We start from the raw sequence: 15,407 nt of genomic DNA, 5'->3' as shown, positions 1-15,407 counted from the left end.
GGGCGGACGAGGAGCGAGGACGGCCACCGCGACTACGATGGAGGGCGACAGGACCCGTCCGGAAGGCGCGATCGTGACCGAGCAGAGCACCGCCCAGCAGCAGCCCGTGGAGAACGGCGTCGGCACCGCGCGCGTGAAGCGCGGAATGGCCGAGATGCTCAAGGGCGGCGTCATCATGGACGTGATCGACGCCGAGCAGGCGAAGATCGCCGAGGACGCCGGCGCGGTCGCGGTCATGGCGCTCGAGCGGGTCCCCGCCGACATCCGCGCGCAGGGCGGCATCGCCCGCATGAGCGACCCCGACATGATCGAGGGCATCGTCGGCGCCGTCTCCATCCCCGTCATGGCCAAGGCCCGCATCGGCCACTTCGTCGAGGCGCAGGTGCTGCAGTCGCTCGGCGTCGACTACGTCGACGAGTCCGAGGTGCTCACGCCCGCCGACGAGGCGCACCACATCGACAAGTGGGCCTTCACGGTCCCCTTCGTCTGCGGGGCGACCGGCCTGGGCGAGGCGCTGCGCCGCATCGCCGAGGGCGCAGCCATGATCCGCAGCAAGGGCGAGGCCGGGACGGGCAACGTCGTCGAGGCCACGCGCCACATGCGGCAGATCCGCTCCGACATCCGCCGGCTCACCACGCTCGACGAGACCGAGCTGTTCGTCGCGGCCAAGGAGCTGCGGGCGCCGTACGAGCTGGTCGCCGAGGTCGCCCGCCTGGGCAAGCTGCCTGTCGTGCTCTTCACCGCCGGCGGCATCGCCACCCCCGCCGACGCGGCGATGATGATGCAGCTCGGCGCCGAGGGCGTCTTCGTGGGCTCCGGGATCTTCAAGTCCGGCGACCCGGCCAAGCGCGCCGAGGCGATCGTCAAGGCCACGACGTTCCACGACGACCCCGACGTCATCGCGAAGGTCTCGCGCGGCCTCGGCGAGCCGATGGTCGGCATCGGCATCTCCGAGCTGCCCGCGGACCAGCGCTTCGCCGCGCGCGGCTGGTAGCCGCAGCGGCGAGCCGACCACCCACGACCGGGTAGCGCCACCGCGCTGCCCGGTCGCGCGCGCTGCGCCCACGTCGACGAGGAGGACCGTGACCCAGCCGGAGATCGGCGTGCTCGCCCTGCAGGGCGACGTGCGCGAGCACGTCCACGCCCTCGAGGCGGCCGGTGCGCGCCCGGTGCTCGTGCGCCGCCCGAGCGAGGTCGAGGCGGTCGACGCCATCGTCCTCCCGGGCGGGGAGTCGACGACGATCGTCCGCCTCGCCCGGACCTTCGACGTGCTGGAGCCGCTGCGCGCGCGCATCGCCGGGGGGATGCCGGCGTACGGCTCCTGCGCCGGGATGATCCTGCTGGCCGACCGCATCCTGGACGGGGTCGAGGGCCAGGAGACGGTCGGCGGGCTCGACGTGACCGTGCGCCGCAACGCGTTCGGCCGCCAGGTGGACTCGTTCGAGGCCGACGTGGACTTCACCGGCGTCGAGGGCCCGGACGTGCACGCCGTCTTCATCCGGGCGCCCTGGGTGGAGGAGACCGGGCCCGGGGCCCAGCCCCTCGCCCGCGTCCGCGGTGGCGAGGCCGACGGTAGGATCGTCGCCGTCCGCGGCGGACCCACCGGGGCCCTGCTCGCCACCTCGTTCCACCCCGAGCTGACCGGGGACCTGCGCGTCCACGCGCTGTTCGTGGACCTCGTGCGGGACTCCGCCAGCGATCGAGCCGAAGGGCCGGTGAACCGCTGATGAGCGGCCACTCCAAGTGGGCGACCACGAAGCACAAGAAGGCCGTCATCGACGCGAAGCGCGGCAAGCTCTTCGCGAAGCTGATCAAGAACATCGAGGTCGCGGCCCGCACCGGCGGTGGCGACCCCGCGGGCAACCCGACGCTCTACGACGCCATCCAGAAGGCGAAGAAGTCCTCGGTCCCCAACGACAACATCGACCGCGCGGTCAAGCGCGGCTCCGGTGCCGAGGCGGGCGGCGCGGACTACCAGACGATCATGTACGAGGGCTACGCCGCCGGAGGCGTGGCCGTGCTCGTCGAGTGCCTGACGGACAACCGCAACCGCGCCGCGGCCGACGTGCGCATCGCCTTCACCCGCAACGGCGGCTCGATGGCCGACCCGGGCTCCGTGTCGTACATGTTCAACCGCAAGGGCCTCATCATCGTCCCGAAGGCCGACGGGCTGACCGAGGACGACGTCCTCACCGCCGTGCTCGAGGCCGGCGCCGACGAGGTCAACGACGACGGCGAGCAGTTCGAGGTCGTCTGCGAGGCGACCGACCTCGTGGCGGTCCGTACGGCGCTGCAGGACGCGGGCATCGACTACGACTCGGCCGACGCGTCGTTCCTCCCCAGCGTCAAGGTCGAGCTCGACGAGGAGGGCGCGCGCAAGGTCTTCAAGCTCATCGACGCCCTCGAGGACAGCGACGACGTGCAGGAGATCTACGCCAACTACGACGTCTCGGACGAGGTGCTCGAGGCCGTCGGCTGACACGCGGCGCGCCCGGCCCCAGTTGATCGGGGTCCCCGATCAACCGGGGCCCGTCCCGAGCGGATCTGCTCGGGACGGGCCCCCTTGCTGGACGGGCCGCACACCTGGTGCGGTCCGCGGCCCCAGTCGATCGGGCACCCCGATCAACTGGTCCGCTCCGCCGCGACACGCGGCGCCCCCGCCTCCCCGGCAGCCCCGGCAGCGCCCGCTAGCGTGGTCCTCGAACGTACGTTCGGCGGAGGGATGCGCGTGCGCGTGCTGGGAGTCGACCCCGGGCTGACCCGGTGCGGCATCGGGGTCGTCGAGGGGGTGCCGGGCCGCCCGCCTGCGCTCGTCGACGTCGGGGTGATCCGCACACCGGCCGACGCAGCGATCGGGCTGCGCCTGGTGCTGCTCGAGCGCGGCATCGAGGAGTGGCTGGACCGCGCGCAGCCGGAGGCCGTCGCGGTGGAGCGGGTCTTCAGCCAGCACAACGTGCGCACGGTCATGGGCACGGCCCAGGCCAGCGCCGTCGCCATCACCTGCGCGGCACGGCGCGGACTGCCCGTCGCCCTCCACACCCCGAGCGAGGTGAAGGCCGCGATCACCGGCTCCGGACGGGCCGACAAGGCGCAGGTGGCGGCCATGGTCGTGCGCGTGCTGCGCCTCGACGCGGCGCCCAAGCCCGCCGACGCCAGCGACGCGCTGGCGCTGGCGGTCTGCCACGTCTGGCGCGGCGCCGCCCAGCAGCGGCTGGCGAGCGCGCTGGCGGCGCACCGGTGATCGCGTACGTCGCGGGCCGGGTCGCCGCGCTCACCCTGGACACCGCCGTCGTCGAGGTCGGCGGCGTGGGGCTCGCCGTCCGCTGCACCCCGGGGACCCTCGCGGGGCTGCGCGTGGGGGAGACCGGACGGCTGTCGACGACGCTCATCGTCCGCGAGGACGACCTCACGCTCTACGGCTTCGCCGACGACGACGAGCGCGGCACCTTCGAGACCGTGCAGACCGTCAGCGGCATCGGCCCGCGGATCGCCCAGGCGCTGCTCGCCGTGCTCACCCCGGACGCCCTGCGCCGGGCCGTCGCCGACGAGGACCTCACCGCGCTGATGCGCGTGCCCGGCATCGGGAAGAAGGGCGCGCAGCGCCTCGTCCTCGAGCTCAAGGACAAGCTCGGCGCGCCGAGCGGCCCGGAGCTGCCCCAGCAGGCGAGCGGGGGCGGTGAGCCGTGGCGCGACCAGGTCGCCGAGGCGCTGACCGGCCTCGGCTACAGCGCGAAGGACGCGGAGTCGGCGCTCGAGTCCGTCGCCCCGCTGGCCGAGGACGGCGCCGATGTCGGAGCGCTGCTGCGGGCGGCGCTGCGCGGGCTGAGCCGGGCGTGAGCGCCGCCACATGAGCACCGACCGCCTGGTCGGCGGCGCCGCCGACGACGAGGAGCGCGCCGTCGAGGCGGCGCTGCGCCCCACCAGCCTCGACGAGTTCATCGGGCAGGACCGCGTCCGCGACCAGCTCGGGCTCGTCCTCGACGCCGCACGGGCGCGCGGGAAGACCGCGGACCACGTGCTGCTCTCCGGCGGACCGGGGCTCGGCAAGACGACGCTGGCCATGATCATCGCAGGGGAGATGGGCGCGCCGCTGAGGCTCACCAGCGGCCCGGCGATCACGCACGCAGGCGACCTCGCCGCGATCCTCTCCAGCCTCAACGAGGGCGAGGTCCTCTTCCTCGACGAGATCCACCGCCTGGCACGCCCGGCGGAGGAGATGCTCTACATGGCGATGGAGGACTTCCGCGTCGACGTCGTCGTCGGCAAGGGACCCGGCGCGACGGCGATCCCGCTCGAGCTGCCGCCGTTCACGCTCGTGGGCGCGACGACCCGCGCGGGTCTGCTGCCCGCGCCGCTGCGCGACCGCTTCGGCTTCACCGCGCACATGGACCTCTACGAGCCGGCCGAGCTCGAGCTGGTCCTGCGCCGCAGCGCCGGCCTGCTCAAGGTCGACCTGCGCCCGGACGGTGCCTCGACCGTCGCCCGCCGCTCGCGGGGCACCCCCCGCATCGCCAACCGGCTGCTCCGCCGCGTACGCGACTTCGCGGAGGTCCGCGGCACCGGCGTCGTCACCGGCCCCGTCGCCAGCGCGGCCCTCGAGATCTACGAGGTCGACGAGCTGGGCCTCGACCGGCTCGACCGCGGCGTGCTCACCGCGCTCGTCAAGCTGTTCGGCGGTGGTCCGGTCGGCCTGTCCACGCTGGCCGTCGCGGTCGGCGAGGAGCCCGAGACGGTCGAGGTCGTCGCCGAGCCGTTCCTCGTGCGCGCGGGGCTGCTGGCCCGTACGCCACGGGGGCGGATCGCCACGCCGGCCGCGTGGCACCACCTGGGGCTCGTGCCCCCGGCGCCCGCGCCAGTCGCCGTGGCGCTGGCGCGCCAGGACGTGCCCCTGCCGCTCGACGCCGCCGACGACGGCGCCTGACAGCACTCCTGACGGCGCCGACGGTGCCTCCTCACACCCCCGCCACGCCCGAGGACCTACACTCCCGAGTGCGCTGCGGGCACCTCAGGTGACCGGAGCGCGTTGTCGAGGTGGACAGGGCGGCCCGTGTCGGGAGTCCGGTCCGCCCGTGGCCGGTGCCGGCGCTGCGCGCCGGGTCGGCCGCGCCCCGGGGCAGCCGCTCCGGGCACGGCACCGGTGGCGTCCGCCGCCCGCCCCCCGGCCCCGGGGGGCTCCCGCAACGACCCTGCAAGGAGACGACGCGTGGCCAGGAGCCAGCAGTCGCGGAGCACCAGGCCCGGCAAGGCCCTGGGGCTCATGGTGCTCGTGCTCGCCGTGCTCTTCGGCGGCATCGGGCTGGGCGTCGCCTTCGGCAAGGACGCGAGCTGGGCCCCGAAGCTCGGCCTCGACCTCGAGGGCGGCAGCACGATCACGCTGACCCCGCAGGCGACCCAGGGCAGCAAGGTCACCGGCGAGAGCATCAACGAGGCGATCAGCATCATCCGCCAGCGCATCGACGCGGCGGGTGTCGGCGAGAGCGAGGTGACCGCGCAGGGCACGGGCACCGGGCGCAGCATCGTCGTCTCGGTCCCCGGCAAGCAGGACAACGCACTGCTCAAGGCCGCCTCGCAGACCGCCCAGCTGCGCATCCGCCAGGTCCTCGCGACCGCGAGCGACCCCTCCGCCGCCGCGACGGCCTCGCCGAGCGCCTCCTCCTCCGCGGGGTCGGCGACGGGCAGCGCCAGCGCGACCGCCAGTGCCTCGGCGAGCGCGAGCCCGAGCCCCTCCACCAGCGGCCAGGGCCGGGCGCCGTCCGCTGCGCTCGCCGCCGCGACCCCGTCGGCGAGCGGTGCGGCCATCACCGCCACGGCTGCCACCGCCACCCCGGCTGCGTCGCCCACGGAGACGACGGTCGCCGCGAGCGCGGCGGCCAGTGCGCCGGCCTCCAGCGCCGCCGCGGTCCCGGTCACCCCGGCCTCCGACCTGCCCGCCCTCGCCAAGCAGCTCGCCGCGCAGGCGGCCGCCGGGCAGGACGTCACGGCCGCGCTCGCCGGCGCGCAGTGCCCGCCCGGCGACCAGGTGCCCTACGACCAGGACGACGCGAACTCCCCCGTCATCACCTGCTACGCGGGCGGCAAGTTCCTCCTCGCCAAGGCCGACCTCGTCGGCAAGGACGTGTCCGACGCCTACGGTGAGCCCGAGCCCGACTCCCGCGGCAACGCCACCAACACGTGGCAGGTCACGCTGAAGTTCACCGGCGCCGGCGCGACGAAGTGGGGCAACCTGACCGAGCGCGTCTCGTCGCAGGCCCTGCAGAACGCGCAGCTCAACTACATCTCGGTCGAGCTCGACGGCAAGATCATCTCCAACGCGACCGTCACCCAGCGGCTCGGCGGCGACTCGCGCATCACCGGCAACTTCTCGGTGTCGCAGGCGCAGCAGCTGGGCCGGCAGATCAAGTTCGGTGCGCTGCCGCTGTCGTTCACGCAGAGCGACGTCCAGACGGTCTCGGCCTCGCTCGGCTCCGACCAGCTGCGCGGCGGGCTCATCGCCGGCGGCATCGGCCTGCTGCTCGTCGTCCTCTACTCGCTGCTCTACTACCGCGGCCTCGGCCTCATCAGCGTCGCGAGCCTCGTGGTGTCCGCCGTGACGACGTACGGCCTGGTGGCCTTCCTGTCGAACCAGATGGGCTACCGGCTGAGCCTGCCGGGCATCGCCGGTCTCATCGTCGCGATCGGCATCACCGCCGACTCGTTCATCGTCTACTTCGAGCGCCTGCGCGACGAGGTGCGGGAGGGCCGTACCCTCCGGGTCGCGGTCGAGACCGGCTGGAGCCGCGCGCGCCGCACGATCCTCACCGCCGACTTCGTCTCGTTCCTCGCGGCCGCGGTCCTCTACGTCATCTCGGTCGGCAGCGTGAAGGGCTTCGCGTTCACCCTCGGGCTGACGACGATCGTCGACGTGGTCATCGTCTTCCTGTTCACCAAGCCGCTCGTGACCCTGGCCGCCCGGCACGACTTCTTCACCGGCGGGCACCCCTGGTCCGGCCTCGACCCGAGGCGCCTCGGGGCGAAGCCGCGCGCCGCGGTCGCAGCCCCCGCGCGGCCCACCCGTCCCTCGCTCTCGAAGGAGGCCTGAGCATGTCCCGGCTCGGTGACGTCGGCGGCCGCCTCTACCGCGGTGACGTCTCGTACGACTTCGTCGGCAACCAGAAGCGCTGGTACGCCATCAGCGGGGTGATCCTCGTCGTGACCATCGCGGCGCTGTTCCTCCGCCCCCTGCAGCTCGGCATCGAGTTCAAGGGCGGCGCGGAGTTCCGCGTCCCGGGAGCGACCTCCTGCTCGCTGCCCGACGCGCGCAGCACGGTCTCGTCCATCACGGGGACCGAGGTCGTCGCGACGGAGATCGGCGCCGGCGGCAACCGCACCCTGCGCATCCAGACCGAGACGATCAAGCCCGACCAGCGGGTGGCGATCCAGAACGCCCTCGCGAAGACCTGCGGGGTCAAGGCCGACGACGTCAACACGCAGTCGATCAGCGGCTCGTGGGGCCGGGACATCTCGAAGAAGGCCCTGCAGGGCCTGATCATCTTCCTCGTCCTGGTCGCGGTCTACATGGCGATCGCGTTCCGCGAGTGGAAGATGTCCGCGGCCGCGCTGGTCGCGCTGGCCCACGACCTCGTCATCACCGCGGGCGTCTACGCGCTGTCGGGCTTCGAAGTCACGCCGGCGACCGTCACCGGCCTGCTCACCATCCTCGGCTACTCGCTCTACGACACCGTCGTCGTCTTCGACAAGGTGCGCGAGAACACCGCCGGCATCACCGCCGGCAACCGCTACAGCTACAGCGACGCGGCCAACCTGGCGGTCAACCAGACGCTCGTCCGCTCGGTCAACACGAGCCTCATCGCGCTGCTCCCGGTCGCGGGCATCCTGTTCGTCGGCGCCGGTCTGCTCGGCGCGGGTGCGCTGAAGGACATCGCGCTCGCGCTGTTCGTCGGCATCGCGGCCGGCACGTACTCCTCGATCTTCATCGCCACGCCGCTGCTCGCCGACCTCAAGGAGCGCGAGCCCGCGATGCGGGCCCTGCGCAAGCGGGTGGCTGCCCGCAAGGCCGCCCCCGCGCCGGTGCCCGCGGCCGCTGCCGCCGCAGCTCCCGTCGGGGGCTCTACCGCGCTGGTGCTCGAGGACGAGCCCGCCGACGAGGAGTCCTCCGCAGTCGCGCCGCGCCCGCGCACCCAGGCGCAGCGCCGACCCGGGGGCCAGCGCCCGCAGCAGCGTCGCGGCGGCCGCAAGCGGTGAGCGACGAGCGCGCGGCGTACCTCGCGAGCCTGGTCCGCGACGTCCCCGACTTCCCGAAGCCGGGCGTGCTGTTCAAGGACGTCTCGCCGTTGCTCGCCGACCCGCGGGGCTTCCGGACCGTGGTCGACGCACTCGCCGAGGCGGGGGAGGGCGTCGACCTCGTCGCCGGCATCGAGGCGCGCGGGTTCGTCCTCGGCGCGCCCGTGGCCTACGCGCTCGGCGTCGGCTTCGTGCCGCTGCGCAAGGCCGGCAAGCTGCCCGGGCCGACCGTGAGCGTGTCCTACCAGCTGGAGTACGCCACGGCGGAGATCGAGGCCCGCGCCGAGACCGTGCCGCAGGGCGCCCGGGTCCTCCTCGTGGACGACGTCCTCGCGACCGGCGGGACGCTCGTCGCCGGCGCGCAGCTGCTCGAGCGGTGCGGGGCCGCGGTCGAGCGGGCCGCCGTGCTGCTCGAGATCGGGCCCCTCGGCGGCCGCGACCGGCTCGGCGGCTTCCCGCTGACCGCGCTGCTCACGGTCTAGCCCCCGCCCACCCGTCTGCGACGCCTGCCTCTGGCGGGCGGCGACGCGGCGCGCCCGGTCCGGCGTAGACTCGGACGCCCGGGCTGCGAGGAGCTGCGAGTGGCGGACGAGCGTGTCGCGACGGTCGAGTCCGACCGAGCGGAGGACGGCACGCCCGCTGACGCCCCGGCGAGCGCCCCCAAGCCCGCGGCCGACGGCTCCGTCAGCGCCGCGCGCGTCCGCAAGCGGCTCGCCCGCCTCGGTGCGCAGCGCAGCACCAACCCGGTCCTCGAGCCGCTGTTCCGGACCGTTCGCGCGACGCACCCCAAGGCCGACCTGCGCGACCTCGAGCGGGCCTACGACATCGCCGAGCGGTGCCACCGCGGCCAGCGGCGGCGCAGCGGCGACCCGTACATCACGCACCCGCTCGCGGTCGCCACCATCCTCGCCGAGCTCGGCATGACGGTGCCGACGCTGTGCGCGGCGCTGCTGCACGACACCGTCGAGGACACCGAGTACACCCTCGTCCAGCTGCGCGGCGACTTCGGCGACGAGATCGCCGCGCTCGTCGACGGCGTCACCAAGCTCGACAAGGTGAAGTACGGCGAGGCCGCCCAGGCCGAGACCGTCCGCAAGATGGTCGTCGCGATGTCGCGCGACATCCGCGTGCTCGTCATCAAGCTGGCCGACCGGCTGCACAACGCCCGCACCTGGCGCTACATCCCGGCGGAGAAGGCGGAGCGCAAGGCGCGCGAGACCCTCGAGATCTACGCGCCGCTGGCGCACCGGCTCGGCATGAACACCATCAAGTGGGAGCTCGAGGACCTCTCGTTCGCGACGCTCTACCCGAAGATGTACGACGAGATCGTCCGCCTCGTCGCCGACCGCGCGCCCAGCCGTGACGAGTACCTCGCCCGCGTCATCGACCTCGTCACCAGCGACCTGCGCGACTCGAAGATCAAGTGCGTGGTGACGGGCCGGCCGAAGCACTACTACTCCGTCTACCAGAAGATGATCGTGCGCGGCCGCGACTTCGCCGACATCTACGACCTCGTCGGCGTGCGCATCCTCGTCGACAGCGTCCGCGACTGCTACGCGGTCCTCGGCTCGGTGCACGCGCGGTGGAACCCCGTGCCCGGGCGGTTCAAGGACTACATCGCGATGCCCAAGTTCAACCTCTACCAGTCGCTGCACACGACGGTGATCGGGCCGGACGGCAAGCCCGTCGAGCTGCAGATCCGCACGCACGCGATGCACCGCCGCGCGGAGTACGGCGTCGCCGCCCACTGGAAGTACAAGGAGGAGGCGCGCCCCAGCGGCGCCGCGGAGAGCGGCAGCAACGACATGCCGTGGCTGCGCCAGCTGCTCGACTGGCAGCGCGAGACCGAGGACCCGGGGGAGTTCCTCGACTCGCTGCGCTTCGACCTGCAGACCTCCGAGGTCTTCGTCTTCACGCCCAAGGGCGACGTCATCGCCCTGCCCGCGGGCTCGACGCCGGTGGACTTCGCGTACGCCGTGCACACCGAGGTCGGGCACCGCTGCATCGGCGCCCGCGTGAACGGGCGGCTCGTGCCGCTCGAGTCGACGCTGGAGAACGGCGACGCGGTCGAGATCTTCACCTCGAAGGCCGCTGGTGCCGGACCGTCGAGGGACTGGCTGGGCTTCGTCGCCTCGCCGCGTGCCCGCAACAAGATCCGCCACTGGTTCTCCAAGGAGCGCCGCGAGGAGGCGATCGAGCAGGGCAAGGACCAGCTCGCGCGCGCCCTACGCAAGCAGAACCTCCCGATCCAGCGGCTGCTCTCCAGCGAGGCGCTGACCGGGCTGGCCGCCGAGCTGCGCTACCCGGACATCTCCTCGCTCTACGCCGCGATCGGCGAGAACCACGTCTCCGCCCAGTCCGTCGTCAGCAAGCTCGTCGTGCTGTTCGGCGGCGAGGAGGGCGCCGAGGAGGACATCGCCGAGGCGACGGTCCCGACCTCGCCCCGCGTCGCCCGCGGGCGGGCCCGGCCGGCCGGTGACCCCGGCGTCATCGTCTCTGGTGCGCCGGACGTCTGGATCAAGCTGGCCCGCTGCTGCACGCCCGTGCCGGGCGACCCGATCGTCGGCTTCGTGACGCGCGGCAACGGCGTCTCCGTGCACCGCGGCGACTGCGTCAACGTCGTCGGCGAGGCGCTCGACCCCGACCGCATGGTCGACGTCGAGTGGGCTCCGACCTCAAACTCGGTCTTCCTCGTCGCGATCCAGGTCGAGGCGCTCGACCGCTCGCGGCTGCTGTCGGACGTCACCCGTGCGCTGTCCGACCAGCACGTCAACATCCTCTCCGCATCGGTGACGACGACCCGCGACCGCGTCGCGGTCTCCCGCTTCACCTTCGAGATGGGCGACCCCACACACCTCGGGCACGTGCTCCGCGCCGTACGCGGTGTCGAGGGCGTCTACGACGTCTACCGCGTGACGAGCACCGCCCCCGCGCTCGCCTGACCCCGGGTCGGCTGGGCCACCCTTCCCCCCGTGATCATGCAGATCCTGGAGGGCTGGGGTGGGCCGGTGCGCGCCCACCTCTCCGTGATCATGCACTTCGTGGGGGGCGTTACAGCATCTCCTTCCCCGTGATCATGCACGTCCTGGTCGATCAGCTGGCGAGCCGCTCGGGCACTACTCCGAGCAGCCGGGCCACGACCTCCTCGAAGTGCCGTCCCCGGCCGAGCACGTGCTCCTTCGTCACGACGGCGACCTCCCACCCGACCGACCCCAGCAGGCGCCGGCGCTCCTCGTCGCGGCGCCGCTGCTTCGCGCTCGAGTGCCACTCCTGCCCGTCGTACTCGAGGGCCTTGCGCAGCCGGGTCCACGCGAGGTCGAGCCGGAACCTGCGGCGCCCGACGATGACCTCCACCTGCGCGGCGGGCGCCGGGAACCCGGCGTCGTGCAGCCGGAGGCGGGTCGTCGACTCGCCCCAGGACTCGCTGCGCGGCTCCACCAGGGCGGCCAACTCCCGCGCCTGCCGCACATGCGCGTAGCCCGTCCACCGGTCGAGCTCTCTGGCGAGGCCCGTACGGTCCAGTGCGCCGCTGCGGCTCAGGGCGTCCAGCGCAGCGAGGGCGTCAGGGCGCGGCAGCCAGCGAGCAAGATCTGCCGCCGTGCGCAGCGGCGTGGTGACGGGGACACCGTCGAGCCGGTGGACGTCGCCGGCTGCCAGGTCCTCGACGAAGCAGCGCAGGCCCGCCCGGCGTACCGGCTGCACGCCCCGCGGCACCGCGACCTCGAGGACGAGGGCCTCCCGCTCGGTGCCTGGCGGCCGGGCGTCGATGCCGTACGCCCACGCCGCACCCCGACGGGCGAGCACCCCGCCCTCGGGCAGGACCAGTGCGGCGACCTGCAGGCGCGTGACGATGTCGTCGGGGGCTCCGGCGGGGAGGTAGACGCCCTTGGTGACACGGCGGACGTCCCCGTCGCGTACGCGCCGGCGCAGCTCCTCGTAGGAGCCGTGCTGCAGGAACTGAGCGGTGGTGAAGGGGCGCACGACGAGCAGGGTCGACCGAAGACGGCGGTGCTGCGCTCCCGTGGCCGTGAGTTGTGGACGACTCAGGCTGTCCGACGCAGGGCAGCCCTGTGGACCGCCCCGACACGTGCATGATCACGGGCAGGGGTTGGAGCCCACGATGTGCATGATCACGAGAAGGGGTTGTGCCCAGGACGTGCATGATCACGGGGGAGGGGTGCCCAGGATCTGCATGATCACGAGGGGGTGGGGGTCAGGCGGTGAACTCCGCCAGCGCCTTCTCGGCCTCCGTCAGCCAGGAGCGGCGGGCCTCGATGGCGGCCTCGGCGTCGGCGACGTCCTTCGCCTTGCCGGCCGTGCGCGCCTTCTCCGCCTTCGTCTCCAGCTGCGCGATCGACTGCTGCAGCTGGTTCACGGTGGCCTCGGCGCGGGCGCGCGCCTCGGGGTTCGTCCGCCGCCACTCCGCCTGCTCGGCGTCGCGGACGGCGTCCTCGACGCGGCGCAGCCGGCCCTCGATGCGGTCGCGGTCGCCGCGCGGCACGTGGCCGATGGCCTCCCAGCGCTCGCCGATGGAGCGCAGGGCGCGCCGTGCGGTGCGGTGGTCGGTGATGGGGAGCAGGCCCTCGGCCTCGACGACCAGGGCCTCCTTCTGCTCGAGGTTGCCGCGGAACTCCTGGTCGCGGACGTCGAAGGTCGCGTTGCGCGCGGCGAAGAACACGTCCTGCGCGGTGCGGAAGCGCTGCCACAGCGCCTCTTCGTCGTCGCGGCCGGCGCGGCCCGACGTCTTCCACTGCTGCATGAGGTCGCGGTAGGCGGCGGCGGTCTCGCCCCACTCGGTGGAGGTAGAGAGCTCCTCGGCCTTGCGCACCAGCGCTTCCTTGCGCGCCTTGATCTCCGCGCGCTCGGCGTCGAGCGACGCGAAGTGGGCCCGCCGCGACTTGTCGAACGTCGAACGCGCTGCGCTGAAGCGCTTCCACAGCTCGTCGTCTGCGCGGCGGTCGAGGCGCGGCGCCTTCTTCCACTCGTCGAGCAGCTCGCGGAAGCGGTCGCCGCTCGCCTTCCAGGACGTCGCGGTGGCGAGGCCCTCCGCCTCGGTGACGATCCGCTCCTTGTCCTCGCGCGCCTTCTCGCGTGCCTGTGCCCGAGCGGCGTCGGCCTCGACGCGGCGGGCGGCCGCCCGCTCCGCGAGGGAGTCGAGCCGCGTCGAGAGACCGGCGAGGTCACCCACGGCGTTGGCGGTCGCGACCGCGATGCGCAGCCGCTCGACCGAGGCGTCGACGTCCTTGAGCGCCACCTCGGACTTGGCGACCCGCTGCTCCAGCAGGGTCACCTCGGCGTCGAGCGCGTCGTACTTGCGCGCGAAGTAGGCCAGCGCCTCCTCCGGCGTCGCCCCGGGGTAGGAGCCGACGGGCCGCTCGACGTCACCGACGGTCACGTAGACGGTGCCGTCCTCGGCGACGCGGCCGAACTCGCTGCTGGCCATGGTCAGCTCCCTGCCTTCTCGACGGTGACCTTCTCGAAGACCACCGGCTGGTTGGGCTTGCCGTCGCCCTCGGCGTTGCTGTTGTCCGAGCCCGCGCTCGCGATGCGCTGCAGGATGTCGAGGCCGTCGGTCACCTTGCCGAACACGGTGTAGCTCGCCGGCAGGGAGGTGTCCTTGTAGACGATGAAGAACTGGCTCCCGCCCGTGTGCGGCTGGCCCGTGTTGGCCATCGCCAGGGTGCCCGCGGGGTAGGTGACGCCGGTCGCCTTGGTGGGGAGGTTCTCGTCGGGGATCGTGTAGCCCGGGCCGCCCGTGCCCTTGAGGGTCGGGTCGCCGCACTGCAGGACGTAGATGCCGCTGGTCGTGAGGCGGTGGCACCCGGTGCCGTCGAAGAAGCCCTTGCCGGACAGGAACGCGAACGACTTCACGGTCTCCGGTGCCTTGGCGCCGTCGAGGGTGGCGACGACCGTGCCGCAGTCGGTCACCATCGTCATCGTGTAGTCCGCCGCCGCGACCGAGCCGCTGGGCGCGGGGTACGTCGGCTTCGTGGTCGGCTTCGCCGTCTCGTCGTCGCACCCCTGCACGGGCACGGCGGCCTGGGCGGAGGACGAGGCCGAGGCGCTCGGGGACGCGCCGGCGTCCGCTCCCTTGCCCGAGCCACCGGGCTTGACGAGGAACGCGACCACCGCGACGAGGGCGATGACGGCGACGACCGAGCCCGCGGCGGCGACGACCTGCCGCCGCTGCCTCGCCCTCGCCCGCTGGGCAGCCCGACGGGCCTGCTGGCGCTGGTACTTCTCCCGCGCGAGCTGCCGCTCCCGCTTGCTGCTGCCGGCCAAGGGTCGGCCTCCTCGCCGCATGTCATCGGTCGACTACGATTTCCGCCGGACAGTCTAGGCAGCCCCCACGCCCGACGGCCGCGTGGCCCGCCGGGGGACCGGCGAGCAGCGATCACCGCGGGCCCCACGCCGCCGCCCCGCTAGGCTGGGCGCACCATGTTCGTGGCCGGCCTCCCTGCAGCGTCCACGGGGACCAACTGCTGGGTGCTCGCTCCCGCCGCTGGTGCCCAGTGCGTCGTCGTCGACCCCGGCATCGGGATCGTGCCCGGGCTGCGCGACCTGCTCCGCGAGCACCGCCTGCAGCCGGCGGCCGTCGTGCTCACCCACGGGCACCTCGACCACACGTTCTCCGTGCGCCCGGTCTGCGGCAGCGAGCTCCCCGCCTACGTCGGCCCGGGCGACGACTGGATGATCGCCGACCCGTGGGCGGGGCTGTCCCCGGAGTTCCGTGAGATGGCGTGGGCGCAGGGCCTCGAGTGGCAGGAGCCGGACGACGTGCGTCCGCTGCACGACGGCGCGACCGTCGAGCTCGCCGGCGTCCCGCTCACCGTCGCGCACGCACCGGGACACACGCCGGGCTCGGTGCTGCTCTCGACGGCGACGGAGCAGGGGGAGCCGCTGACGCTCTCCGGCGACGTCCTCTTCAAGGGCGCCGTGGGGCGTACGGACCTGCCCGGGGGCAGCTGGGGCCAGATGGTCGCCAGCCTGCGCGACCGGGTCCTGCCCCTGCCCGACGAGACGGTCGTCCTGCCCGGGCACGGGGAGACGACGACCATCGGCGCCGAGCGCGCCACCAACCCGTACCTCCGCGAGATCCTCCTCGCCGGCTGAGGCCGGAGACCGGA

General features: G+C 73.4%; 14 protein-coding genes. 11 read left to right on the top strand and 3 right to left on the bottom strand.

Annotated features, from left to right (window positions below; all coding sequences use genetic code 11):
* Positions 1 to 37: 37 nt before the first annotated feature.
* The 10 genes from pdxS (at position 38) to EV189_RS05930 (ending at position 11,222) form a co-directional block, all read left to right on the top strand.
* Positions 38 to 994 carry a pyridoxal 5'-phosphate synthase lyase subunit PdxS gene (gene pdxS / locus EV189_RS05975; protein WP_407938115.1) on the top strand — a complete coding sequence of 319 codons (957 nt, stop codon included), beginning with the start codon at positions 38 to 40 and terminating at the stop codon, positions 992 to 994.
* Positions 995 to 1,082: 88 nt separating this feature from the next.
* Complete coding sequence (gene pdxT, locus EV189_RS05970) at positions 1,083 to 1,727, top strand: pyridoxal 5'-phosphate synthase glutaminase subunit PdxT (protein ID WP_130492057.1); 645 nt, start codon at positions 1,083 to 1,085, stop codon at positions 1,725 to 1,727.
* Complete coding sequence (locus EV189_RS05965) at positions 1,727 to 2,479, top strand: YebC/PmpR family DNA-binding transcriptional regulator (protein WP_130492056.1); 753 nt, start codon at positions 1,727 to 1,729, stop codon at positions 2,477 to 2,479. The genes pdxT and EV189_RS05965 overlap by 1 nt, the downstream gene beginning before the upstream one ends.
* A gap of 249 nt (positions 2,480 to 2,728) precedes the next feature.
* Entirely contained in the window at positions 2,729 to 3,241 is a 513-nt protein-coding gene (ruvC, locus tag EV189_RS05960) for a crossover junction endodeoxyribonuclease RuvC (RefSeq protein ID WP_130492055.1), read from the top strand.
* The gene (gene ruvA / locus EV189_RS05955; protein WP_130492054.1) at positions 3,238 to 3,837 is read left to right on the top strand and encodes a Holliday junction branch migration protein RuvA; all 600 of its coding nucleotides are present in this window, start codon (positions 3,238 to 3,240) and stop codon (positions 3,835 to 3,837) included. The genes ruvC and ruvA overlap by 4 nt, the downstream gene beginning before the upstream one ends.
* Positions 3,838 to 3,847: 10 nt before the next feature.
* Positions 3,848 to 4,921 (top strand): Holliday junction branch migration DNA helicase RuvB, encoded by a 1,074-nt coding sequence (gene ruvB / locus EV189_RS05950; protein WP_130492053.1) that lies wholly within the window; start codon positions 3,848 to 3,850, stop codon positions 4,919 to 4,921.
* 282 nt (positions 4,922 to 5,203) lie between these two features.
* On the top strand, positions 5,204 to 7,078 hold the full coding sequence (gene secD, locus EV189_RS05945) for a protein translocase subunit SecD (protein WP_231116114.1): 1,875 nt from the start codon (positions 5,204 to 5,206) through the stop codon (positions 7,076 to 7,078).
* 2 nt (positions 7,079 to 7,080) lie between these two features.
* Positions 7,081 to 8,241, top strand: coding sequence for a protein translocase subunit SecF (gene secF / locus EV189_RS05940; RefSeq protein ID WP_130492052.1), 1,161 nt, complete (start codon positions 7,081 to 7,083; stop codon positions 8,239 to 8,241).
* On the top strand, positions 8,238 to 8,762 hold the full coding sequence (locus EV189_RS05935; protein WP_130492051.1) for an adenine phosphoribosyltransferase: 525 nt from the start codon (positions 8,238 to 8,240) through the stop codon (positions 8,760 to 8,762). The genes secF and EV189_RS05935 overlap by 4 nt, the downstream gene beginning before the upstream one ends.
* A 99-nt stretch (positions 8,763 to 8,861) precedes the next feature.
* Positions 8,862 to 11,222: a RelA/SpoT family protein gene (locus tag EV189_RS05930; protein WP_269204175.1), complete on the top strand. Its 2,361-nt coding sequence runs from the start codon at positions 8,862 to 8,864 to the stop codon at positions 11,220 to 11,222.
* A 151-nt stretch (positions 11,223 to 11,373) separates the two neighbouring features.
* On the opposite strand, the gene EV189_RS05925 is transcribed toward EV189_RS05930, so the two are convergent.
* The 3 genes from EV189_RS05925 to EV189_RS05915 form a co-directional block, all read right to left on the bottom strand.
* Positions 11,374 to 12,261, bottom strand: coding sequence for a type IV toxin-antitoxin system AbiEi family antitoxin domain-containing protein (locus tag EV189_RS05925; protein WP_130492049.1), 888 nt, complete (start codon positions 12,259 to 12,261; stop codon positions 11,374 to 11,376).
* Between the two features lie 232 nt (positions 12,262 to 12,493).
* Positions 12,494 to 13,723 carry a DUF349 domain-containing protein gene (locus EV189_RS05920; protein WP_130492048.1) on the bottom strand — a complete coding sequence of 410 codons (1,230 nt, stop codon included), beginning with the start codon at positions 13,721 to 13,723 and terminating at the stop codon, positions 12,494 to 12,496.
* A 2-nt stretch (positions 13,724 to 13,725) separates the two neighbouring features.
* The gene (locus EV189_RS05915; RefSeq protein WP_130492047.1) at positions 13,726 to 14,562 is read right to left on the bottom strand and encodes a peptidylprolyl isomerase; all 837 of its coding nucleotides are present in this window, start codon (positions 14,560 to 14,562) and stop codon (positions 13,726 to 13,728) included.
* A 156-nt stretch (positions 14,563 to 14,718) separates the two neighbouring features.
* Here EV189_RS05915 and EV189_RS05910 point away from each other — a divergent pair, with 156 nt between their 5' ends.
* A complete protein-coding gene (locus EV189_RS05910) occupies positions 14,719 to 15,393 on the top strand; it encodes an MBL fold metallo-hydrolase (RefSeq protein ID WP_130492046.1) in 675 nt (224 codons plus the stop codon).
* Positions 15,394 to 15,407 lie beyond the last annotated feature (14 nt).

Origin of the sequence: Motilibacter rhizosphaerae (assembly GCF_004216915.1) — a bacterium.
GTDB lineage: Bacteria > Actinomycetota > Actinomycetes > Motilibacterales > Motilibacteraceae > Motilibacter > Motilibacter rhizosphaerae.
Note: the sequence above shows the minus strand (reverse complement) of the source record. Positions and strands in the feature narration are given on the sequence as shown.